Source organism: Brevundimonas sp., from assembly GCF_031412435.1.
Lineage (GTDB): Bacteria > Pseudomonadota > Alphaproteobacteria > Caulobacterales > Caulobacteraceae > Brevundimonas.
In genome coordinates this window covers 1-21,432 of the sequence record NZ_JANODA010000005.1, presented here as the reverse complement: position 1 = coordinate 21,432, position 21,432 = coordinate 1, and the positions used below count along the sequence as shown (strand labels likewise).

At 67.1% G+C, this 21,432-nt stretch carries 25 protein-coding genes; 13 read left to right on the top strand and 12 right to left on the bottom strand.

Annotation, left to right across the window (positions count from 1 at the left end; all coding sequences use genetic code 11):
* Nucleotides 1-282: 282 nt before the first annotated feature.
* The 4 genes from lepB to RMO01_RS00905 all read left to right on the top strand — a co-directional run bounded on the left by lepB (nucleotide 283) and on the right by RMO01_RS00905 (nucleotide 4,052).
* Nucleotides 283-1,074, top strand: a complete 792-nt coding sequence (lepB, locus tag RMO01_RS00920) for a signal peptidase I (protein ID WP_309627185.1) — start codon at nucleotides 283-285, stop codon at nucleotides 1,072-1,074.
* Nucleotides 1,074-1,787, top strand: coding sequence for a ribonuclease III (gene rnc, locus RMO01_RS00915; protein ID WP_309627172.1), 714 nt, complete (start codon nucleotides 1,074-1,076; stop codon nucleotides 1,785-1,787). The genes lepB and rnc overlap by 1 nt, the downstream gene beginning before the upstream one ends.
* On the top strand, nucleotides 1,784-2,737 hold the full coding sequence (era, locus tag RMO01_RS00910) for a GTPase Era (protein ID WP_309627171.1): 954 nt from the start codon (nucleotides 1,784-1,786) through the stop codon (nucleotides 2,735-2,737). Before rnc ends, era begins: the two co-directional genes overlap by 4 nt.
* Before the next feature lie 76 nt (nucleotides 2,738-2,813).
* Complete coding sequence (locus RMO01_RS00905; protein WP_309627170.1) at nucleotides 2,814-4,052, top strand: serine hydrolase domain-containing protein; 1,239 nt, start codon at nucleotides 2,814-2,816, stop codon at nucleotides 4,050-4,052.
* On the opposite strand, the gene RMO01_RS00900 is transcribed toward RMO01_RS00905, so the two are convergent.
* Genes RMO01_RS00900 through RMO01_RS00870 form a run of 7 tightly spaced genes read right to left on the bottom strand, consistent with a single transcriptional unit; the run spans nucleotide 4,049 to nucleotide 7,021 of the window.
* Nucleotides 4,049-4,441, bottom strand: a complete 393-nt coding sequence (locus RMO01_RS00900; RefSeq protein WP_309627169.1) for a DUF1801 domain-containing protein — start codon at nucleotides 4,439-4,441, stop codon at nucleotides 4,049-4,051. The genes RMO01_RS00905 and RMO01_RS00900 overlap by 4 nt on opposite strands.
* Nucleotides 4,441-4,827 carry a DoxX family protein gene (locus RMO01_RS00895; RefSeq protein ID WP_309627168.1) on the bottom strand — a complete coding sequence of 129 codons (387 nt, stop codon included), beginning with the start codon at nucleotides 4,825-4,827 and terminating at the stop codon, nucleotides 4,441-4,443. Before RMO01_RS00895 ends, RMO01_RS00900 begins: the two co-directional genes overlap by 1 nt.
* A complete protein-coding gene (locus tag RMO01_RS00890) occupies nucleotides 4,824-5,249 on the bottom strand; it encodes a VOC family protein (RefSeq protein WP_309627167.1) in 426 nt (141 codons plus the stop codon). Before RMO01_RS00890 ends, RMO01_RS00895 begins: the two co-directional genes overlap by 4 nt.
* Nucleotides 5,250-5,274: 25 nt before the next feature.
* Complete coding sequence (locus RMO01_RS00885; protein WP_309627166.1) at nucleotides 5,275-5,691, bottom strand: VOC family protein; 417 nt, start codon at nucleotides 5,689-5,691, stop codon at nucleotides 5,275-5,277.
* An 11-nt stretch (nucleotides 5,692-5,702) separates the two neighbouring features.
* Nucleotides 5,703-6,182, bottom strand: coding sequence for an SRPBCC domain-containing protein (locus RMO01_RS00880; protein ID WP_309627165.1), 480 nt, complete (start codon nucleotides 6,180-6,182; stop codon nucleotides 5,703-5,705).
* A gap of 4 nt (nucleotides 6,183-6,186) precedes the next feature.
* On the bottom strand, nucleotides 6,187-6,690 hold the full coding sequence (locus RMO01_RS00875) for an SRPBCC family protein (RefSeq protein ID WP_309627164.1): 504 nt from the start codon (nucleotides 6,688-6,690) through the stop codon (nucleotides 6,187-6,189).
* On the bottom strand, nucleotides 6,674-7,021 hold the full coding sequence (locus RMO01_RS00870; RefSeq protein WP_309627163.1) for a metalloregulator ArsR/SmtB family transcription factor: 348 nt from the start codon (nucleotides 7,019-7,021) through the stop codon (nucleotides 6,674-6,676). Before RMO01_RS00870 ends, RMO01_RS00875 begins: the two co-directional genes overlap by 17 nt.
* A 127-nt stretch (nucleotides 7,022-7,148) precedes the next feature.
* Here RMO01_RS00870 and RMO01_RS00865 point away from each other — a divergent pair, with 127 nt between their 5' ends.
* The 6 genes from RMO01_RS00865 (at nucleotide 7,149) to RMO01_RS00840 (ending at nucleotide 11,945) form a co-directional block, all read left to right on the top strand.
* Nucleotides 7,149-7,760: a flavodoxin family protein gene (locus RMO01_RS00865; RefSeq protein WP_309627162.1), complete on the top strand. Its 612-nt coding sequence runs from the start codon at nucleotides 7,149-7,151 to the stop codon at nucleotides 7,758-7,760.
* Between the two features lie 35 nt (nucleotides 7,761-7,795).
* Nucleotides 7,796-8,287, top strand: a complete 492-nt coding sequence (locus tag RMO01_RS00860; protein WP_309627161.1) for a nuclear transport factor 2 family protein — start codon at nucleotides 7,796-7,798, stop codon at nucleotides 8,285-8,287.
* Nucleotides 8,287-9,018: a DNA repair protein RecO gene (gene recO / locus RMO01_RS00855; protein WP_309627160.1), complete on the top strand. Its 732-nt coding sequence runs from the start codon at nucleotides 8,287-8,289 to the stop codon at nucleotides 9,016-9,018. Before RMO01_RS00860 ends, recO begins: the two co-directional genes overlap by 1 nt.
* Nucleotides 9,019-9,069: 51 nt before the next feature.
* Nucleotides 9,070-10,602, top strand: a complete 1,533-nt coding sequence (locus RMO01_RS00850; protein WP_309627159.1) for an acyl-CoA carboxylase subunit beta — start codon at nucleotides 9,070-9,072, stop codon at nucleotides 10,600-10,602.
* Nucleotides 10,572-11,225 carry a hypothetical protein gene (locus tag RMO01_RS00845; RefSeq protein ID WP_309627158.1) on the top strand — a complete coding sequence of 218 codons (654 nt, stop codon included), beginning with the start codon at nucleotides 10,572-10,574 and terminating at the stop codon, nucleotides 11,223-11,225. The genes RMO01_RS00850 and RMO01_RS00845 overlap by 31 nt, the downstream gene beginning before the upstream one ends.
* A 405-nt stretch (nucleotides 11,226-11,630) precedes the next feature.
* Nucleotides 11,631-11,945, top strand: a complete 315-nt coding sequence (locus tag RMO01_RS00840; protein ID WP_309627157.1) for a GIY-YIG nuclease family protein — start codon at nucleotides 11,631-11,633, stop codon at nucleotides 11,943-11,945.
* Between the two features lie 407 nt (nucleotides 11,946-12,352).
* Here RMO01_RS00840 and topA read toward each other — a convergent pair whose 3' ends face one another.
* The 3 genes from topA to plsY all read right to left on the bottom strand — a co-directional run bounded on the left by topA (nucleotide 12,353) and on the right by plsY (nucleotide 16,819).
* A complete protein-coding gene (gene topA, locus RMO01_RS00835) occupies nucleotides 12,353-15,001 on the bottom strand; it encodes a type I DNA topoisomerase (protein WP_309627156.1) in 2,649 nt (882 codons plus the stop codon).
* A gap of 100 nt (nucleotides 15,002-15,101) precedes the next feature.
* Complete coding sequence (gene dprA / locus RMO01_RS00830) at nucleotides 15,102-16,184, bottom strand: DNA-processing protein DprA (RefSeq protein ID WP_309627155.1); 1,083 nt, start codon at nucleotides 16,182-16,184, stop codon at nucleotides 15,102-15,104.
* A complete protein-coding gene (gene plsY, locus RMO01_RS00825) occupies nucleotides 16,181-16,819 on the bottom strand; it encodes a glycerol-3-phosphate 1-O-acyltransferase PlsY (protein ID WP_309627154.1) in 639 nt (212 codons plus the stop codon). The genes dprA and plsY overlap by 4 nt, the downstream gene beginning before the upstream one ends.
* 109 nt (nucleotides 16,820-16,928) lie before the next feature.
* Between plsY and RMO01_RS00820 the strand changes: the two genes are divergently transcribed.
* Nucleotides 16,929-17,870: a glycerophosphodiester phosphodiesterase family protein gene (locus tag RMO01_RS00820; RefSeq protein ID WP_309627153.1), complete on the top strand. Its 942-nt coding sequence runs from the start codon at nucleotides 16,929-16,931 to the stop codon at nucleotides 17,868-17,870.
* 132 nt (nucleotides 17,871-18,002) lie between these two features.
* On the top strand, nucleotides 18,003-18,413 hold the full coding sequence (locus RMO01_RS00815) for an RcnB family protein (RefSeq protein WP_309627152.1): 411 nt from the start codon (nucleotides 18,003-18,005) through the stop codon (nucleotides 18,411-18,413).
* Between the two features lie 60 nt (nucleotides 18,414-18,473).
* Here the strand turns inward: RMO01_RS00815 and RMO01_RS00810 are convergent, their stop codons facing one another.
* Together RMO01_RS00810 and gatB are read right to left on the bottom strand one after the other, a co-directional pair.
* On the bottom strand, nucleotides 18,474-19,208 hold the full coding sequence (locus RMO01_RS00810) for a 2OG-Fe(II) oxygenase family protein (RefSeq protein ID WP_309627151.1): 735 nt from the start codon (nucleotides 19,206-19,208) through the stop codon (nucleotides 18,474-18,476).
* Nucleotides 19,209-19,215: 7 nt separating this feature from the next.
* The gene (gatB, locus tag RMO01_RS00805; RefSeq protein WP_309627150.1) at nucleotides 19,216-20,718 is read right to left on the bottom strand and encodes an Asp-tRNA(Asn)/Glu-tRNA(Gln) amidotransferase subunit GatB; all 1,503 of its coding nucleotides are present in this window, start codon (nucleotides 20,716-20,718) and stop codon (nucleotides 19,216-19,218) included.
* Nucleotides 20,719-20,942: 224 nt separating this feature from the next.
* Between gatB and RMO01_RS00800 the strand changes: the two genes are divergently transcribed.
* Nucleotides 20,943-21,278: a hypothetical protein gene (locus RMO01_RS00800; RefSeq protein WP_309627149.1), complete on the top strand. Its 336-nt coding sequence runs from the start codon at nucleotides 20,943-20,945 to the stop codon at nucleotides 21,276-21,278.
* Nucleotides 21,279-21,432: the final 154 nt, after the last annotated feature.

Here is a 21,432-nt window from a genome sequence, read left to right as displayed (position 1 = left end):
ATGAGCGACAACAAGCCCGAAGACGGCGAAAAGCCCGTGGTCGATACGACGGACGCCGGGTCGTCCCCGGTGGAGCCCGAGGTCGTGGGCGCCGGTGAAGTCGACGCCGCCGAAGCGGCCTTCGCGGCCTCTGAAGCCGGTCTGCCCGTCGAAGCCGAGAGCACCGTCGCCGGGGAGCCTGCGCCGGTCGAGGCCGCGCCGATCGGCGCCGCCGCTGCCGCCGCTTCCCGCCCGATCTGGAGCGACGCCGGCGACGCCCCCTTCGACGACCGCAAGGTCAAGATTCCCGGCCCCGCCAAGGTCCGCGTCAAGGATGACGACGATGACGGCGGTTCGGCCGGCTCCGAGGCCGTGGAAATCGTCAAGACGGTGGTCGTGGCCCTGGCCATCGCCTTCGTCCTGCGCGTCCTGCTGTTCCAGCCCTTCACCATCCCGTCGGCCTCGATGGAGCCCAACCTGTACGAGGGCGACTATATCGTCGTGTCGAAGTGGGCCTATGGCTATTCGAAATTCTCGTCAGGCCTGCCGATCAACCTGCCTCTGGGCGACGACCGGGTCTTCGGCCGCGCGCCGAACAGGGGCGACATCGTGGTGTTCAAACTGCCGCGCGACGACAAGACCGACTACATCAAGCGCGTGATCGGCCTGCCGGGCGACACGGTCCAGATGATCCAGAACAGGCTCCACATCAACGGCCAGCCGGTTGAGGACGTCGTGGTCAGCGCCGGCGAGGTCAACGACATCTTCGGCCCGCGCCCGGTGACCCAGGTCCGCGAGACCCTGCCGGGCGGCAAGACCATCACCATCCAGGACTTCGGCCCCGGCGGCGATCTGGACGACACCCCGGTGTACGAGGTTCCGGCAGGTCACTACTTCATGATGGGCGATAACCGCGACAACTCGATCGACAGCCGCGTGGATCAGTCGGCCGGCGTGGGTCTGGTCCCGGACGAGAACCTGGTCGGCAAGGCCGAGATCATCATGTTCTCGTGGGAGCCGGGCGCCTCGCTGTTCAATCCGGTCAGCTGGTTCGCCAACGTCCGGCCCAGCCGCTTCTTCCGCGTCCTCGACTGATGGCGAATGCCCGCGCCGAAGCGGTGGCCGCCCTGGTCGACCGCATCGGCCATGTCTTCCGCGACCCCGCTCTCCTGGAGCGGGCGCTGACCCATTCCAGCGTGGGCGAGGGGGCCGACAAGGCCGCCGGAAAGCCCGCGCGCCATAACGAACGGCTGGAGTTCCTCGGCGACCGCGTCCTCGGCCTGCTGGTCGCCCAGCGTCTGCACGCGGACTATCCGTCGGCCGACGAGGGGGAGCTGTCTTCGCGCCTGCACGCCCTGGTCGACAAGCACGCCTGCGGTCGTGTGGGGGAGCGTCTGAAGGTCGGCGACGCCCTGCGCCTGTCGCCCGGCGAGACCAAATCCGGTGGTCGTCGCAAGGAGGGGGTCGTCGCCGACGCCGTCGAGGCCCTGCTGGCCGCGGTCTTCCTGGACGGAGGACTGGACGCCGCTCGCACCATGTTCGATCTCGCCTGGGCCGAGGAACTGGCCACGCCGGCTCCGCGCGCCCTGAATAACCCCAAGTCGGCCCTGCAGGAGTGGTCGCAAGGGGCGGGTCGTCCCCTGCCGACCTATCGCGTCGTGGGCCAGACCGGCTCCGACCATGCCCCGACCTTCACGGTCGAGGTCTCCATCGAAGGGGTCGAACCCTTGACCGCGCCCGGACGTTCGCGTCAGGACGCGGAGAAAGCGGCCGCCATGGCCATGCTCCAACGTGAAGGCGTGATTTGACCGATACCAACCCCCAGCAGAACCGCGCAGGCTTCGCCGCCATCATCGGCGCGCCGAACGCCGGCAAGTCGACGCTGGTGAACCGTCTGACGGGGTCCAAGGTCTCCATTGTCACCCAGAAGGTCCAGACGACGCGCTTCCCCGTGCGCGGCATCGCCATCCAGGGCGACGCCCAGATCGTGCTGGTCGACACGCCGGGCATCTTCACCCCGCGCCGGCGCCTCGACCGCGCCATGGTCGCCTCCGCCTGGGGCGGGGCCCAGGACGCCGACGTCGTCGTCCACCTGATTGACGCGGCCTCCCACATCGCTTCCGAGGGCAAGGACGGCACCGGGGCGGACCGCAAGTCCGCCGAGGACACCGAGACCATCATCGCCAACCTGAAGTCCACCGGGACAAAGGTGATCCTGGTGCTCAACAAGATCGACGGCATGCGCCGCGACACGCTTCTGGCCCTGTCGCACAACCTGTTCGAAACCGGCGTCTATTCCGAGGTCTATATGATCTCGGCCCTGTCGGGCGACGGTGTCGACGACCTGAAACAGCGCCTCGCCCTCGGGATGCCCGAGGGACCCTGGCTCTATCCGGAGGACCAGTCCGCCGACGTGCCGATCCGGGTCCTGGCGGCGGAGATCACGCGCGAGAAGGTCTATCTCCGCGTCCACGAGGAACTGCCCTATTCGGCGGCCGTGGAAACCACCGCCTTCGACGAAAAGGCCGACGGCTCGGCCCGTATCGAACAGACCATCTACGTCGAACGTGAAAGCCAGCGCCCCATCGTGCTGGGCAAGGGCGGTCAAACCCTGAAATGGATCGGCCAGAAGTCGCGTGAGGAGCTGACCGAACTGCTGGACCGGCCCGTCCACCTGTTCATCACGGTCAAGGTCGATCCCAAATGGCAGGACAGCCGCGCGCTCTACGCCCAGTTCGGCCTCGACTTCAACGCCTAGAGCTTGATCGCGCGGATGTGACCGCTCGAACGCCGGTCCTGGGTGACGAATCGACCGGACCGGTTACCAAGCCTCGATGTTTCACGTTCCGCGTACCGCCGGGAACCACCCCCGGCTCTTTCTCGGCCTGATCGCTTCCGTCATCCTGATCGGTGGAGCCGGTCTCGCCGCTGTTCTGACGTCCCAGCCGGGGCCGACCGCGTCCTCACGGCTTGCGCCCCTGCCGCCGCGCCCGCCGCTCGAGGTCGTCGAAGGCTTGCCGCAGCTGACCGCCCGCCTGCAGCGCGAGGCGGACGCCGGCCGGTTCATGGGCGCGGTCCTGGTTGCGCGGGGCGACGAAATCCTGTTCCGCCAGGCCTACGGAACCGCCGACGTCGCCACCGGCGCGCCGCTGCAGATCGGCTCGCGCTTCCGCCTCGCCTCCATCTCCAAACAGTTCACCGCCGCCGCAATCCTCAAGCTGCAGGACGAGGGCAAACTGACCATCGGCGACCCGGTCTGTCAGTGGATTCAGCCTTGCCCGGCCGCCTGGGCGCCGCTGAAGATCCACCACCTGATCAGCCACACCTCGGGCATCCCCGATCTGATGGCCCGGCCCGGCTGGGGCAATCGCCGCGTCACGCCCGCCACGCTCGATGAACTGACCGAGGACTCCAAGGCTTTCCGACTGTCGTTCGAGCCGGGGACCAAGGTCCGCTACAACAATGCGGGCTTCAACCTGGCCGCCGCCATCGTCGAGACCGCCAGCGGCCAGCGCTTTCCGGACTATCTGCGCACGACCTTCTTCGAGCCGCTCGGCATGAACGACACCGGCTTCGAGGACCGCACCGACCTCGGCATCGTCACCGGCCATGCGACCTTTCCCGAGGGGCTGACGGCCCAGCGCAATCCGAACGTCTCGATCGTCGCGGGGGCCGGCGCCCTTTATTCGACGCTGGACGATCAACTGGTGTGGGAACAGGCCCTGCACGGCGGCCATGTCCTTAGCCCCTACAGCTACGCCCAGATGATCATGGACCATTCCCCGGCCGACCAGCCGAACGAGAGAGGAGGCCGGCCGCACCGTGCCTGGGGCTATGGCCTTATGGCCAACCGGCTCGGCGCGCGGGTCACCCCCGCCTTCCAGGACCGGGAAATCTACCACACCGGCAGCTGGTCGGGCTTCCGCAATATCGGGGTCTGGCAGCCGGATCAGCGGATCGCCGTGATCGTCCTTTCGAACAACTACCACCAGCAGCAACAGGTCCTGCTGATCTCGCAACAGGCCATGGCCGAAGCCCTCGGTCATGAATTCCCCACGGCGCTGGCGGACTAGGACCGCTTCGCCGCCTTCGTGGGATCGCCCAGTGTGGCGTTCAGCTCGATGGCCGCGCGGGTCAGGACGCTGACGGATGCAGGGCCCAATGCCTCGCCTTCGGCCAGACTGGCCGAAGCCATCTCGAATTGGCCGCCGGCCTTCAGTTTCGGTTCCAGATCCAGCAGCCGTTGCCCGCGCCACAGGCCGAACAGCACACGTTTTCCCTCGGCCCGGATCAGACAGACGGGCCCGTTCGAGAGGTAGACGAGGTGACCCCATTTGATCACCTCTTCCATCGGACCCGCCGCCCGGACCGCGTCACGCAGTTCGGCGACGCGGTCGTGCTGCCAGCCTGTCAGGCCGGCGACATAGGCATCGGGACTGGCGGCGGGGACGGACTTCTCCATCAACGCAGGATCGGGAATACGGCCCGGACGCGCGCGTCCCGCAACCACAGCCCGCCCCACATGATCAGGCCCAGATAGACACTGAACAGCGTGAAGCCGAACAGCGGGTTGTCGACCCTCAGATTCGTAGCCAGCGCCCCGCCGAGGTAGCCCGTCATCAACACGGCGCCGAGCACGGCCGTGCGCGGGATCAGGTAGAGCACCAGACAGGTCAGCTCGATGATCCCCAGCAACAGGGTCTTGTCCGGTGTCCATCCAGACCGGCCCATGTTCGCCGCGACGACGTCGGGCATGAAGAACTTCGGGTAGATCGAGGCGCCCAGCATGAACAGGGCGAACAGGCCGGTCAGAACGCGACCGGTCCAGACCATGGGAGAGGCCTTCACGACTGGACCGTCGGCATGGTGTTGATCATCCACGGAATGCCGAACCTGTCGGTGAAGGAGCCGTAGCCGGGCGACCAGAAAGTCGCTCCGAACTCCATGCCCGGCGTTCCGCCCACCGACAGGGCGTCATAGACGCGCTTCGCCTCGGCCGCGTCGTCGGTGTGGAACGAGACGTCGAAGCCGTTCTTGGGCTTGTCGATGTTGGGGGCGAACTCGGGCGGCATGTCCGCGCCCATGATCGCCTGGTCGCCGATCTGCAGCCAGCCGTGCATCAGCCAGCCGTCGTATTTCTTGTCCACCGGCATGCCGGGAGGCGCGTCCTTGTAGGGAAAGGCCTGCATCTCCCCACCGAGGACGGTGCGATAAAACTCAAGCGCTTCGCGGCATTGGCCCTGGAAGCTGAGGGCGGTGACCAGTTTCATGACAGTGTCTCCTCTCTGGTTCGGTTCAGGCGGCGGGCGTGACGTTGGTCATCCACGGCACGCCAAACCGGTCGGTGAAGCCGCTGAAGCCGGGCGCGCAGTCGTTCACGCCGAACGGGATCGAGACCTCGCCGCCTTCGGACAGGGTCTCGAAGACGCGCCGCGCCTCCTCGACCGTGTCGAAATGCAGGGTGACATCGAACCCATCCTTCTTCTTGTGCAAGTCGGGCGCATGGTCCGGGTGCATGTCTGAGCCCAAAAGGACCTGATCCCCGACCTGCAGCCAGCAGTACATCAGCCAGTCGTTGGTCGGCGCCGGTGTCTCGGGGAAGGCCTCGCCATAGGTGATGGCCGTGATGATCTCTCCGCCCAGAACCTTCGCATAGAATCCGAAGGCCTCGCGGCACGTGCCAGGCATGCTGACGCTGGTTACGATCTTCATGGTCGTCTCCTTCAGTCCGCGTTGGCGGCCAGCCAGGCTTCCAGCCTGTCGGCGGTGGAGGTCCAGCCATGCTTGTGGCCGGTCAGGCTCTGTTCGGACTTCAGGCCCTCATGGGTGAAGTCCATCCGGGTCTGCCCTTCCGCTGTCTCGGCGAAGCGCACAGTGACCAGGGTGTCGACCGGCGGGCCGTCCTCGTGGCTCTCGTCCCACTTGAAGGTGAAGACGATCCGTTCGGGGGCGACGATCTCGCGATAGACTCCGCCCTGCCACAGGTCCTCGCCGGTGACGGGCGAGCGCAGGCAGATGCGCCACTCGCCGCCGACACGGAAGTCGACCGTGGCGCTGACCGCCGGCCATTCGACCGGCCCCATCCACAGGACGATGATTTCGGGGTTGGACCAGGCGCGCCAGACCAGGTCGCGTGGCGCATCGAACACGCGCTGCAGGTTCAGGGTAGGGCGGCTGGGCGCTTCGGCGACGACGGTGCTCACGGGATCACAGCGTCTTCACGATTTCGGTCAGCTGGTCCGCGACCGTGCCCCAGCCCTCGTGGAAGCCCATCTGCTCGTGCTGCTTCATCGTCTCGGCGTTCCAGTGGCGGGCGACGGCGGTGTATTTCGTCTTGCCGTCGGCGGTCGGCTCCATGTCCACCTGGGCGACCATGAAGGGCTGGCCCGACGGCTTCCATTCGGAGGTGAAGGCGTCGGTGGTGATGATGCGGCGGTTCGGAATGACCTCCAGGAAGACGCCGCTGTTCGGAAACACCTCGCCGTCAGGACCATGCATGGTGAAGTTGAAGCGGCCGCCGACGCGGGGCTCGATGATCGGATCGACCACCTTCCACGGCTTTGGCGCAAACCACTGGGTCAGGATCGCGGGGTCCGTATAGGCCCGGAAGACCTTCTCCGGCGATGCGTCGATGATGCGTTCCAGCACCAGATCGAAGGCGTGGGCCGTGCCCGGGGTGTTGCAGGGATTGTTGTCAGTTTCGTTTGCCATCGTCGTTACCTTTCTGAATCTTGCGCAGATAATCTTCCAGACGGTCGAAGCTCTTGTCCCAGTAGCGGCGGTAGTGCTCCAGCCACTCGGCCATGCCCTTCATGCCCATCGGCTCCAGCCGGGCAGGGCGCCACTGGGCCTCCTTGCCGCGAGAGATCAGGCCCGCCTTCTCCAGCACCTTCAGATGTTTGGAGACGGCCGGCAGGCTCATGTCGAACGGCTCCGCCAGGTCGCTGACCGAACATTCGCCCTCGGTCAGCCGCGCCAGAATGGCCCGACGGGTCGGGTCGGCCAGGGCGGCGAACTTGGCGGAGAGCGGATCGGTCTGCATTGCGGGTTTCGTGTTGAACTGATCGGTTAAATGCCTCGGGCGGATGGTGTTGTCAACCGTCCGGTTAAATAGCCGCGCGGAACAGGCCCAATCCCCGCCCGTTCCTCCGATCCAGCCGGAGAAAAAAATGCGCGCCGTCGTCCTGAACTGCACCCTCAAGCCCTCGCCCGGCGTATCCTCGACGGAAGCGCTCGCGAAGGTCGTCATCGCCGAGTTGAAGAAGGGCGGCGCCGAGGTCGAACTGATCCGGCTGGTCGATCTGGACATCAAGCCGGGCGTCTCCGGCGATGAGGGGGACGGCGACCAATGGCCGGACGTCGACCGGAAATTGAAGGCCGCCGACATCGTCGTCTTCGCCACCCCGATCTGGCTGGGCCAGATGTCCAGTATCTCGATGCGCGCACTGGAACGCATGGACGCCTGGTTTGGCGAGACCGACGATACCGGCCGCCCCGTCGCCTTCGGCAAGGTCGCCGGCATCGTCATCACCGGCAACGAGGACGGCGCCCACCATATCGTGGCGACCATCTCCCAGGGCCTGATCGACATGGGCTTCACCATCCCGGCCCAGTCGTGGACCTACTGGCACCTCGGCCCGGGACCGGGCGCCGACTATGTCGAGACCGATCAGGGCCACGATTACTCCGACCGCGTCGGCCGCAACGCCGCCCGCAACCTGATCGCCCTGTCGAAGGTGCTGAAGCCGGACACCTACCCGGTTCCGGAAAGCGGCGAGTAGGGCTACGACTGGGCTTCCCCGTGCTGGAGGCTCCGATGTCCCTGATGCTGGCCGCCCTCGCGGCCCTGACCGTCCAGACCGCTCCGGTCGGGGCCGAGGCTGAGGTCGCCGCCGTCCTCGACCGGCTGAACGTCGCCTCGGCAGCCGCCGACGCCGACGCCTATTTCGCCCTCTATGCCCCCGATGCCCGGTTCGTGGGCACGGACGCGGGCGAGCACTGGACGCTAGAGGAACTGCGCGGCTACGTCGGCCCCTATTTCGCGCGCGGTCAGGGCTGGTCCTATCCGGCGACGTCGCGGGTCATCACCATCGCTCCCATCGAATGCCGCTGCATCGCCTGGTTCGAGGAACAGCTGACCAACGACAGCTACGGCCGCACGCGCGGCTCCGGCGTCATGCGGCTGACGGACGATGGCTGGAAGATCGAGCAGTACGTCCTCAGCCTCGCCGTCCCCAACGACCTCGCCAGCCCGATCGCCCGCATCATCAAGACCTATGAGGCGGCCAAGGAAGACCCGGCCCCCTGATGGAATTCCAAGAAGAGGCCTTCGTCCTGTCGGCGCGGGCCCATGGCGACACCGGGGTGGTCGTCGACCTGCTGACCGAGACCCACGGCCGCCACGCCGCCTTCGTCGCCGGGGGCGCGTCACGGCGCATGAAGCCCTTCCTCCAGCCCGGCGCCCGGGTCATCGCCGACTATCGCGCCCGGACCAGCGACCACCTCGGCTCGGCCCGTCTGGAGCCGGTGGGGGAGGGGCCCAGCGCCCTGTTCGACGACGGCCTGGCCCTGACCGGCCTCGCCGCCGCCGCTGCGGTGGCGCAAGGCGCATTGCCCGAACGCGAGCCCCATCCCGGCGCATTTCTGGCCTTCGAGGCCCTGATGGCGGCGTTCCAGATCCCGTCCGTCTGGCCCGCCATCTTCGTGCGCTTCGAGGCGGGGCTGCTGGAGGATCTCGGCTTCGGTCTCGACCTCAGCCGCTGCGCCGTCACCGGCACGGTGGACGACCTGATCTGGGTCAGCCCCCGCACGGGTCGCGCCGTCTCCCGCGCGGCCGGCGCCCCCTATGCCGACAAGCTCCTGCGCCTGCCGCCTTTCATGCTGGGCGCCCAGGCCGGCCTGTCCGAAGGCGACGTCCGCGCCGGCCTCGATCTGACCGGCCACTTCCTCGAGCAGTTCGTCTTCCACCCTCAGAACAAGCCCATTCCCTCGGCCCGCGTCTGGCTGGTCGACAAGCTGGCGGAGCAGGGGCGGCTCTAGCTTGCCGCCCGACGCAGCTCCTTCTAAGCCATCAGGCAAGGAGACGACGCCATGAAAGCCATCCTCGACCAGCTCGAAACCCGCCGCGAAGCCGCGCGTCAGGGGGGCGGCCCTGCCCGCATCGCCTCGCAGCACGCCAAGGGCAAGCTCACCGCGCGCGAGCGCATCGAGGTCCTGCTGGACGAGGGCTCGTTCGAAGAGACCGACATGTTCGTCGAGCACCGCTCGCACCAGTTCGGCATGGAAAACCAGCGCGTGCCCGGCGACGGGGTGGTCACCGGCCGGGGCACCATCGGCGGCCGTCTGGTCTATGTCTTCTCCAAGGATTTCACGGTCTTCGGTGGCTCTCTTAGCGGTGCGCATGCGGCCAAGATCGTCAAGCTCCAGACCATGGCCCTGACCAACGGCGCCCCGATCATCGGCCTGTTCGACGCCGGCGGCGCCCGCATCCAGGAGGGGGTCGAGAGCCTCGCCGGCTATGCCGACATCTTCCTGCAGAACACCTTGGCCTTGGGCGTCATCCCCCAGATCAGCGTCATCATGGGGCCCTGCGCCGGCGGCGACGTCTACTCCCCCGCCATCACCGACTTCATCTTCATGGTGAAGGACACGTCCTACATGTATGTGACCGGCCCCGACGTGGTCCGCACCGTGACCAACGAGGTCGTCACCCATGAGGACCTGGGCGGCGCCCGCGTCCACTCACAGAAGTCCGGCGTCGCCGACGGCGCCTTCGAGAACGATCTGGAGGCCCTGTCGGAGGTCCGCCGCCTGATCGGCTTTTTGCCTCTGTCGAACCGCGAGAAGCCCCCGGTCCGCGACTCCTACGACGACCCTGACCGCGACGAGGCCTCGCTCGACACCCTGGTCCCGGCCAATCCGAACCAGCCCTATGACATCAAGGAACTGATCCTGAAGACGGTCGACGAGGCCGACTTCTTCGAGATCGGCGCCGATTTCGCGAAGAACATCGTCTGCGGCTTCGGCCGTCTGGACGGCCAGCCGATCGGCATCGTCGCCAACCAGCCCCAGGTCCTGGCCGGCGTCCTCGACATCGACTCCAGCCGCAAGGCCGCCCGCTTCGTCCGCTTCTGCGACGCCTTCGATATCCCTCTGGTGACCTTCGTGGATGTCCCCGGCTTTATGCCCGGCACGCGCCAGGAGTACGGCGGCCTGATCAAACACGGCGCCAAGCTGCTGTTCGCCTATGCCGAGGCCACGGTGCCCAAGCTGACCGTGATCACGCGCAAGGCCTATGGCGGCGCCTATGACGTGATGAGCTCCAAACACCTGCGCGGCGACGTCAACTACGCCTGGCCCTCGGCCGAGATCGCCGTCATGGGCGCCAAGGGCGCGGTCGAGATCATCTTCCGCAAGGAAGCCGGCGATCCGGAGGCGCTCGCAGCCCGCGAGGCCGAGTACAAGGAACGGTTCGCCAATCCGTTCGTCGCCGCGGGGCTGGGCTATATCGACGACGTGATCATGCCCCACGGGACGCGGCGGAGACTGATCAAGGCGCTACGGACGCTGAAGAACAAGCAACAGACCAACCCGTGGAAGAAGCACGACAATATTCCGCTGTGATCACGCTCGGCTTCGATCCCGGTGGTGGGGACAGCTTTGGCTGCGCGGTAGTGACTGATGGCGATGCTGTCTCAGCCACAACGGGATCGGTCGATGAGGCCGTTGATTGGGTTGTTTCGCAACTCTTTGGCCGCACGCCGAACGGAGCAGGGATCGACACGCTGCTGTTTTGGCAGACGACCCGGTCAGGCTGGAGAGGCGCTGATGAGTACCTCCGGGCAAGATTTCCAGCGCGACGAAATAGCGTGCTCTGCTCGAATGGCCTTTACGGGTCCATGGCCGTGCAAGGTGCAACGCTTGCGGTCAGGCTGCGGGAACGGTGGCCCAGTCTGTTTTTGACGGAGACACATCCGAAGGTGCTCTGGGAGCACCTGGCAAGCGGGATACCGTATCCCCGCGAGCCGGAGCCGTCTCATCCCGCAGTGTTGTGGCTTTCAGAAGCTCTCGAAACTGAGATCAATCCGACTAACGAGCACGAGTTTGACGCCCTGCTTTCTGGATGGGCTGCTGATCGCGCCTGTCGCGGGATGTGGACGCTAGATCTTGCGACTATCGAGGCGCGACATCAGCGCTCGGCCAACGTCTCACTCGTCGCCGACGTGCATTATCTCTGGCCTGAGTAAGACGCGACCGTCTGACCAACCTCCTCTTCCTCTGCTCCCGCAACCGCCTCCGCTCGCCGGCGGCCGAGCAGGTGTTCGCCCACTGACCCTCCTTGTCATCCCCGACGGAGCGAAGCGAAGATCGGGGACGGCTCCCACACCCCCCTGCCCCCTCCCGGACAGCCCGCCTGGGCTGAGCCGGGAGACGGGTGCCGTCGTCCCCGTTCCTTGACGCCTGTCTCCCGCCTTCACACCTGATCCTTTCCGGTGGTCGCTGGCCGTCGCCCGGCTCAGCCCAAGCGGGCTGTCCGGGCGATGTCGAACAGGTGCCGCGCCGTCCCCGATCTCCGCTGCGCTCCGTCGGGGATGACAAGGCTCCCGCACAATCTTGACGCGTATTGATGCGCGCGACAAAGTGGCGGCGTGATGGGAAAGGTCGACCACCACTACTGGGTCTATATCGTCGCCAGCGGACCCTGTGGCTGGCTCTATGTCGGCATGACCAACGATCTCGTCCGGCGTATCGGCGAGCACAGGCACGGGCAAATCGACGGCTACAGCCGCGAACGGGGGACCGACCGGCTGGTCTGGTACGAGCATCACCGCTACGTCGATCAGGCCATCCTGCGGGAAAAGCGGATCAAGCGCTGGCTAAGGTCGTGGAAATTCGCCCTGGTCGAGGAGACCAATCCACACTGGACCGACCTGTATCCGGCCCTGCTGACAGGCGACCACTCGTGACCAATCTCCTCTTCCTCTGCTCCCGCAACCGTCCCGGATAGCGCCAGCGGCGCTTCCGGGATGACAAGGTTCTCGCACGACCGGAACACCGTTCCTGCGGCGCTGACGGCCAAAACCTGGGTCCCCGCCTTTGCGGGGATGTACGGAATTGGTGTGATACCCATCAACACATCCTCCAGATCCGCCTTTGAAATCAAAGCCCGGCTCTGACGAGAGGTCTTTTGTCCATCACCCGCTGAAACGCCCCCATACTGATCCCTTTCGTGCGGAGGGGATCATCATGGGCGGACGGGTTGGACGGTGTTTTCGCGTTCGGGCCGCCTGGACTCAACGGACTATCCGGACTCCGTTTTCCGGAGTCCGGAAGACCGGGACCCGCCGGCCGGAGCCGGCGGGGAACCTGACGCCTACTCCGCCGCCGTCTTCTTCGCGGCGGGCTTCTTCGGGGCGGCCTTCTTGGCGGCCGGCTTCTTCGCTGCAGGCTTCTTCGCCGCCGCAGCCTTGGGCGCCGCCTTCTTCGCGGGCGCCTTCTTGCCCTTGGACGGGGCGGCCAGCGCCCGGGCGGCCAGAAGGGGCACGGCCACCTCCATGGTCAGGTCCTCGGGCGCCGTGCCCTTGGGGATGGTCGCGTTGATCTTGCCCGACTTCACATAGGGGCCGAAGCGGCCGGCCATGACGTGGACCGGTTCGCCCGTCTCCGGGTGGGCGCCCAGGTCCTTCAGCGGCGCCACGGCGGCGCCCCGGCCCTTGAACCCGCCGGCCCGCTTCTCGGCCAGCAGGACCACGGCCCGGTTCAGGCCGATCTCGAACACCTCGTCGATATCGGCGACATTGGCATAGGTGCCCGCGTGCAGGATGAACGGCCCGTAGCGACCCAGGCCCGCCGTGATCGGCTTGCCGTCCTCGGGGTGGTCGCCGACCGGACGCGGCAGGCCCAGAAGGCGCACCGCCTGGTCCAGCGTCAGGGACGCCGGGCTCCAGCCCTTGGGCAGGGAGGAGCGTTTCGGCTTCTCCTCGCCCTCGACGGCGGTTTCGACATAGGGGCCGAACCGCCCGATCTTGAGCTGCACCGGCAGGCCGGTCACCGGATCGACGCCCAGCTCCCGGTCGCCGCCCTCGGCGCCGCCGTCGGCCGCATCGGGGGCCGCCACCGGCCGCGTGAACTTGCAGTCGGGATAGCGCGAACAGCCGACGAAGGCGCCGAACCGGCTGGTCTTGAGGCTCAGCTGGCCCTGTTTGCACAGGGGGCATTCGCGCGGGTCCGAGCCGTCTTCCTTCATCGGGAAGATGTGCGGGCCCAGGCTCTCGTTGAGGGCGTCGAGAATCGCCGTGGTGCGCAGCTCGCCCGCCGCCTGGGTCGCGACATGGAAGTCGGTCCAGAACTCGCGCAGCAGCACCTTCCAGTTCAGCTCGCCGGCCGAAACCTCGTCGAGCCGCGTCTCAAGGGCCGCGGTGAAATCGTATTCGACCCACTTCCGGAAGAACTGCTCGAGGAAGGCCGTGACCAGCCGTCCCTTGTCCTCGGGATAGAAGCGGTTCTTGTCCATGCGGACATATTCGCGGTCGCGCAGGGTCGTCAGGATCGAGGCGTAGGTCGAGGGACGGCCGATGCCGAGCTCTTCCAGCTTCTTGACCAGGGTGGCCTCGGAGAAGCGCGGCGGCGGCTCGGTGAAATGCTGTTCGGTGCGGATCGCCTCGACCTTCGCCTTCGCGCCTTCCTTCAGCGCCGGCAGGCGGGTGGAATCGTCGTCCTCCTCGGACTCGGCGCCCTTCTGCTTCTCGTCGCGGCCTTCCTCGTAGACGGCCAGGAAGCCGTCGAAGGTCACGACCTGGCCGGTGGCGCGCAGGCCGGTCTGGCCGTCCGGCGTCTCGATCTCGACCGTGGTCCGGTCCAGGCGCGCGGCCTCCATCTGGGACGCGACCATCCGCTTCCAGATCAGCTCGTAGAGCCGCTGCAGATCGCTCTCGAGGCGCAGGCTGTCGGGGCGGCGCGCGATATTGGTCGGGCGGATCGCCTCGTGCGCCTCCTGGGCGTTCTTGGCCTTGGTCTTGTAGTAGCGGGCCTCGGCCGGAACGAAGGCCGGTCCGAAGGTCTCGCCGATGACCTCGCGGGCCTGGGCGATGCCCTCCGGCGTCGTCTGGACCCCGTCGGTCCGCATATAGGTGATCAGGCCGCCAGTCTCGTCGACGCCCTCATACAGCTTCTGCGCCGCCCGCATGGTGCGCTGGGCGTCGAAGCCGAGCTTGCGCGACGCCTCCTGCTGCAGGGTCGAGGTGGTGAAGGGCGGGGAGGGGAAGCGGCGGACCGGCTTCTTCTCGATCGACCGGATGGTGAAGTCGCCGGCCTTGATCGCGTCACGGGCGGCGAAGGCCACGGCCTCCGACGGGATGTCCAGACGCTGGATCCGCTTGCCCTCGTGCTTGACCAGACGGGTGGTGAAGGGCGGGCTGTCGGCGGCCAGGTCGGCCTCGATCGACCAGTATTCCTGGGCCTTGAACCGCTCGATCTCCATCTCGCGATCGACGACGATCCGCAGGGCGACCGACTGAACGCGGCCGGCCGAACGGGCGCCGGGCAGCTTGCGCCACAGCACCGGAGACAGGGTGAAGCCCACCAGATAGTCCAGCGCGCGGCGGGCCAGGTAGGCCTCGACCAGTTCCATGTCGAGCTGACGCGGATTGGCCATGGCCTCCAGCACGGCCGATTTGGTGATGGCGTTGAAGGTGACGCGTTCGACGTGGGTGTCCTTCAGCGCCTTCTTCTTGGTCAGGACGTCGAGCACGTGCCAGCTGATCGCTTCTCCCTCGCGGTCAGGGTCGGTCGCCAGGATGACGCGGTCGGCCCGCTTGGCCGCCTCGGCGATCTCGCTGAGGCGCTTGGACGCCTTGGCGTCCACCTCCCACTCCATGGCGAAGTCCTCGTCGGGCTTCACCGACCCGTCCTTGGAGGGCAGGTCGCGAACGTGCCCGTAGGAGGCCAGGACCTCGAAGTCCGGACCGAGGTATTTATTGATGGTCTTGGCCTTTGCGGGGCTCTCGACGATGACGAGATTCATTACGGCTCAGTTTGGGAGGAGGGGGGTGGAACGTGGTCAGGGATGCGAACCCTGTCAACCGACCAATCTGCTCAGGTCGTCGTCGGGGGGCGATATCGGCCTAGATCGAGGCTGATCCGCCCGGAAGCAGGGTTGCGCGCCCGACCAGGCTCAGTTCCAGCAGGGCGGCGGCCACTTCACCGATCGGCGCGTTCAGCGCGCGGGCGATCTCGTCGCGCGGCGTCGGCGTCGGGGACAGGAGATCGGCGACCCTGTCGAGGAAGGCGGTGTCGATCTCGTCCGGGACGCCATGGAACGGATGATCGCCCGGGGGCTCCCGCAGGGTCCTCAGCGTCTCGAAGGCGCGGCGAACGTCGTCGATGCCCTCGCACAGAATGGCCCCCTGACGCAGCAACTCGTTGGGCCCTTTCGAGCGGGGATCCAGCGGCGAACCGGGCACGGCGAAGACGTCGCGCCCCTGTTCGTTGGCCAGACGAGCGGTGATCAGGGACCCCGACCGCAGTTCGGCCTCGACCACGATCACGCCGCGCGCCAGGCCGGAGATGATGCGGTTACGCCTCGGAAAATCCCGCGCCTGGGCCCGTGCGCCCATCGGGCTTTCGGACACGACGCAGCCCTGTTCGGCGATCTGGTCGTACAGGCCCGCGTTCTCGGGCGGATAGACGTCGTCCACCCCGCCGCCCAGCACGGCCACCGTGCCTGTCTCCATCGACCCGGCATGGGCGGCCGCGTCGATGCCTCGCGCCAGACCGGAGACGACGACGAACCCGGCCTGTCCCAGTTGCTGGGCCAGGCCGCGGGCGATCCTCTGGCCGCCTGCCGAGGCGATCCGGGCGCCAACGACGCCGACGGATTCTCGGGACAACAGGTCGACATCGCCCCGCGTCCACAGCAGGGGCGGCGGGGGATCGACGGCGGCGAGAATCGGCGGATAGGCGGCGTCGCCCAGAACCAGCAGCACGGCTCGGGCGCGGTCGCCGGCCGCCAGTTCCTGTTCGATCTGTTCGACCGGCGGCAAGCTGTAGCCGTGGCCGCCGCCTTTTCGGATCAGGTCAGGCAGGGCGTCCAGCGCGCGCTCGGCGCTGCCGAACCGGTCCAGGAGTTGACGGAAGGAAACCGGACCGACCCGTTCGGCGCGGGCGAGGCGCAGGCGGGCGAAGCGTTCGGCTTCCGGCAGGCTCACGTCTTCGCGGCGCCGATACGGGGTTCGGCCCCCTTGAGCAGACGAGCGATGTTCTCGTGATGCCGGACGTAGATCAGGATTGCTGTCACGATCGCGAGCACGAAGATCGGCTGCGGCGCGGGCAAGCCCATGGCGGTGACCGGTAGCAGGGCATAGATCGGCGCGGCGGCGGCGGCGACGAGCGCGGCCAGCGACGAGTAGCGCAAGGTGAAGGCGACGATCAGCCAGGTCGCTCCGGCCATCAGGCCCAGCGGCCAGCATGCGGCGATCAGCAGGCCGAAAAAGGTTGCGACGCCCTTGCCGCCCTTGAAGCCCAGCCAGACGGGAAACAGGTGGCCGAGGAAGGCCGCGCCGCCGGCGATCGCCCCGGCGACCTCCGATCCGAACAGGTGGCGGGCGATCAACAGGGCGGCGGCGCCCTTGCCTGCATCGAGCAGCAGGGTGGCAAGGGCCAGGTCCTTGCGGCCGGTGCGCAGGACATTGGTCGCGCCGATATTGCCGGAGCCGATGTTGCGCACGTCGCCGGCGCCGGCCGCGCGGGTGATCAGCACGCCGAACGGGATGGAGCCCAGCAGGTAGCCGCCGACGGCCACGGCCGCGAGCGTCCCCAAGGCTGGAGCCACAAGATCCTGCAAACGATTCTCTCCCGCTGTTCGTCGGCTGGGAACATGCGTCGGCCCGCAGGCTCGGGCAAGGGATGCGTCTGTCTTACGCCCGTCGATCTGGAGGGCTATGAGGACGGCCATGATCGCCACAGGCCGCCCGATGACCCGTTTCCTCGCTCCCGCGCTGATGACCGCCCTTCTCGCTTCCGGATGCGCGGCGACGCCGATGCGCAGCGCGTCGGACACGCCGGCCCTCGCAGCCTATTTCGACTGCGTTAGGCAGGGCGGAGGCGTGGCCATTTCCGCCCACCGCGCCCAGTCCGTCGTCGACCATCCTGAAAACTCTGTCGCCGCGATCGAGGCGACCGGGCGGGCGATTCCGGGCGCGATTCTGGAGATCGATGCCGCCCTGACCCGAGACGGAAGGTTGATCCTGATGCACGACGAGACCATGGATCGGACCTCGACGGTCACGGGCCGGGTCGCGGACCTGACCTTCGCCGAGGTGCGGGGGGCGCGGCTTGAGGCGACCAACGGCGACGTGACCGATGCGCCGCCGCCGACGCTGCGCGAGGCCCTGAATGCCGCCGGCCGGGTCGGCGCCATCGCCAGCATCGACCTGAAGCCCGCCGACGAGGCGGCGACGATGGCTCTGGCGAGGGCGGTGATCGCCGAGGTGCGCGCTGCGGGCGCCGGGGACCGGGTCATTCTGATTACCTACTCGCCGGAGACGGCGCGCGCCGTGGCGGCCCTGGCGCCCGAGATGATGATCTCCGCCGGACTGAATGACGTGGCGGGCCTGCAGGGGCTGAGTGCGCCGCAGATCCTGGCCTGGACCGGGACGCGGGAAGCGCGGCCGGCGCTCTGGCGGGCCTTGGCAGAGGCGGGCGTCGAGGCCCAGTTCGGCACGCTCGGCGCGCCCGGACGGAGGCTGGATGACCAGTACGCGGCGGACGGCGATCCGTCGGAGTACCGTGACCTGTTCGACCAGGGCGCGGTGGTCATCGCGACCGATGCGCCTCTGGTCGTGAAGTCGGTGCTGGCGGCCGAGGTCGCCCTTGCCGCACGGTGTCCGCGCTAGTGAGGAACGTCCCGAACGCCCGTCGTTTCTTAACGGCACGTTCAGCCCCAGTTCATGCCGGGAACACGAAATTCCGTCCCAAGGCCGGGCGTCTCGCGCTTCACCCGCGCACCCGTCCAAAGGAGGAGTGCTATGAAGAAGACCAATCTTTTCGTCATCGGCGCTGTGGCCCTGGCCACGCTCGCCGCCCCCGTCGCCGCCTCAGCCCAGTCGTGGCGTCACGGAGACCGTGACCGCGATGGCCGCTATGAGCGCTGGGAACGGCGCTCGGACCATAATCGCTGGGATGGCGGCCGCTATACCCAGCGGGAACGCTACAACGACTACCGTCGCGGCCAGCGCGACCAGTACCGCGACAGCCGTCGTTACTATCGCGGCGCGACCCTGCCGTATGAATATCGCAGCCGCTGGTACGTGCGGGACTACAACCACTACGGCTGGCGTCAGCCACCGCGCGGCTATGGCTACTACCGCACGGACACCGGCGACGTCGTGATCGCGGCCCTGGCCACCGGCGTCATCCTGTCTCTGCTCGGCGACTAGACGCCATCCGTCCGAAGAAAGGGCCTGTCCGGAGTGGTCCGGGCGGGCTTTTCTTCGTCTCTAGAGCGCGTGGATCCAGCCTGTCACGGAGTGTCTGGGCGCCTTGGCGAGTCGGGAAACGACCGAGACGGCGTGCGTCTGCGGCACGGCGAAGACGTTCAGCGCATTGAACCGCGGCACATAGCCCTCAGCGACATGGCCGTCGGGATCGAGGAACATCAGCACCCCGCCCTGGTCCGCATGCCAGTCCGGCGTCAGGTTCAGGACATAGGCGTAGAGCCTATTCGCGTTCGGCAGTTCGTCGGCGTGTGCGCTGGCGAAATGGCCGGGCAGATAGCGGGTCGCCATCACGTCCGCCCTTGCGATTCTCGTGTCGCCGGTCAGCCGGCGAAAGAAGTCCAGGAAGGCGGGTGCGTTGACGAATTCGTGGATCGCACGCATCGGCGACGCGACGCTGCCGCCCGCTTCCAGCTGTGAGCTTATGCGGATTTTGTCGAAGACGTATTTGATGTGGTCGGTCGAGGAATCGACCAGGGAATGCTCCAGCGCGAGCCGATCCGCCTGGGTCATGGCGTTCAGCTCCGCCATGGTGATGTCGACATCCTGATCCGCCGCGAGGTGGATGCAGCGCACCCAGTCTTCGGCGTCCATCAGGGTCTGGTGCAGCTCCCGCGCCGAGCGGGGCGTGAGGATTTCGGGCACATGCAGCCGCCGATGCGCCGCGAAGGCGTCGCGCCACGCATCGGGGCGCAGCGTGCCGTTCAGACGCAGGGTCGGCGGCTGATCAGCACGCATCGCGATCTCAGAGCCCCAGCTTCGCCTTCAGGATGTCGTTGACCGAGGCCGGGTTGGCCTTGCCGCCGGTGGCCTTCATGACCTGGCCGACGAACCAGCCGAGGGCCTGGGGCTTCTCGGCGACGGCGGCGGCCTTGTCAGGATTGGCGGCGATGATTTCGTCGACGGCCTTCTCGATCGCGCCGGTGTCGTTGACCTGGACCAGGCCGCGCGCCTCGACGACGGCGCGGGGGGAACCCTCGCCGGCCCAGACGTGGTCGAAGACCTCCTTCGCGATCTTCGACGAGATGACGCCCTCCTCGATGAGGGCGACCAGTTCGGCGACGTGCGAGGCGGGCAGGGGGCTTTCGGAGAAGTCCTTGCTGTCGGCCGCCAGGCGCGCCGAAAGTTCGTTGGTGACCCAGTTGGCGACCAGTTTGGCGTCGCGACCTTTGGCGGCTTCCTCGAAATAGTCCGCCTTGGCCTGTTCCGAAATCAGGACGACGGCGTCGTACTGCGACAGACCATAGTCGGCCATCAGCCGGCGGCGCTTGGCGTCCGGCAGTTCGGGCAGGTCGGCCTTGATGGCGTCGATCCAGGCCTGTTCCAGCTCCAGCGGCAACAGGTCGGGATCGGGGAAGTAGCGGTAGTCGTTCGCCTCTTCCTTGGAGCGCATCGAGCGGGTCTCGCCGGCCGTGGGGTCGTAGAGGCGGGTCTCCTGAACGATCTTGCCGCCGTCCTCGAGGATCTCGATCTGGCGACGGGCCTCGTAGTTGATGGCCTGGGAGATGAAGCGGAATGAATTGACGTTCTTGATCTCGCAGCGGGTGCCGAGGAATTTGAAGTCGCCGGTCGCCTTGAACTTCTCGTAGTTCCCCGCGCGGCAGACCGAGACGTTCACGTCGGCGCGCAGGTTGCCCTTCTCCATGTCGCCGTCGCAGGTGCCGAGATAGATCAGGATGGTGCGGATCTTCTTGACGTAGGCGACCGCCTCTTCCGGCGACCGGATGTCGGGGCGCGAGACGATCTCCATCAGGGCGGTGCCCGCGCGATTCAGGTCGACATAGGAGGCGACCGGCGAGAGGTCGTGGATCAGCTTGCCCGCGTCCTGTTCCAGGTGCAGCCGCTCGATGCCGACGTTGAAGAAGGAACCGTCCTCGGCCTCGACCTCGACGACGCCCTCGCCGACGATCGGGAAATAGAGTTGCGAGATCTGATAGCCCTGCGGCAGGTCGGGGTAGAAATAGTTCTTCCGGTCGAACTGGCTCTTCCTGTTGATCGCGGCATTGAGACCGAGACCCGTCTTCACGGCCTGTTCGACGCAGTGTTTATTCAGCGTCGGCAGCATGCCGGGGAAGCCCGCGTCGATCAGCGACACCTGTTCGTTGGGGCCCGCGCCGAAGCCCACGGCGGCGCCGGAGAACAGCTTGGCCTTCGAGGCCACCTGGGCGTGGATTTCCAGGCCCATGACGATTTCCCAGTCGCCGGTGCGGCCCTGGATCAGTTTCGAGGAGGAGAGGGTGTCGGTCATCCGGCTTTCCTAGAGCCTGATCCTGAAAAGTGTGAGCGGTTTTACGGCCAGATCAGGCTCCAGATTCAAGCTGGACCTTGATTCACGGCATCAGCGAGATCGCGAAGCGATCTCTCCTCAGCCGATCAAGGTCCGGCGCCGCGTGCGTCGCAGCGAAAGTTCCTGTCTTGAGCCTGTCGCGATTTGCGGGTCATCTGGCCGCCTTACCCTGCCGGAGTCTTTCCATGATCAAGACCGTTCTCGCCGCCGCCGCCCTCGCGGCCGTTTCCACCACCACCTTCGCCCAGACGGCTCCGGCCCCGGGTCACGCGGCCCACGCTGGCCACGAGGCCCACGCCGCCGCCCGCCCGACCATCGAGAGCTCGATCAAGGACCTGCTGGCCAACCCCGCGACCGCGGCCGTGGTCGAGAAGCACCTGCCGGGCGTGTCGCAACACCCGGCCCTGCCGCAGTTCCAGGACATGACCCTGGCCCAGGTCGCCCCGATGTCGGGCGGCGCGGTGACCCCGACGATCATCGAAGCTATCGACACGGATCTGAAGGCGCTGCCGGCGACCTGATTGATACGCGTGCTCCCTCCTCCGAGGGGGAGGGAGCGTGCCGGACACAGGTCATCGCTCTTCCGCTGTGAACGGGTCGGGGAAGCGGCGGAGCCATGGGCGATCTCGCCCGGGACCGTGGCTGACGCCGTCGCCGACGCCAGCCTGTGTGTTT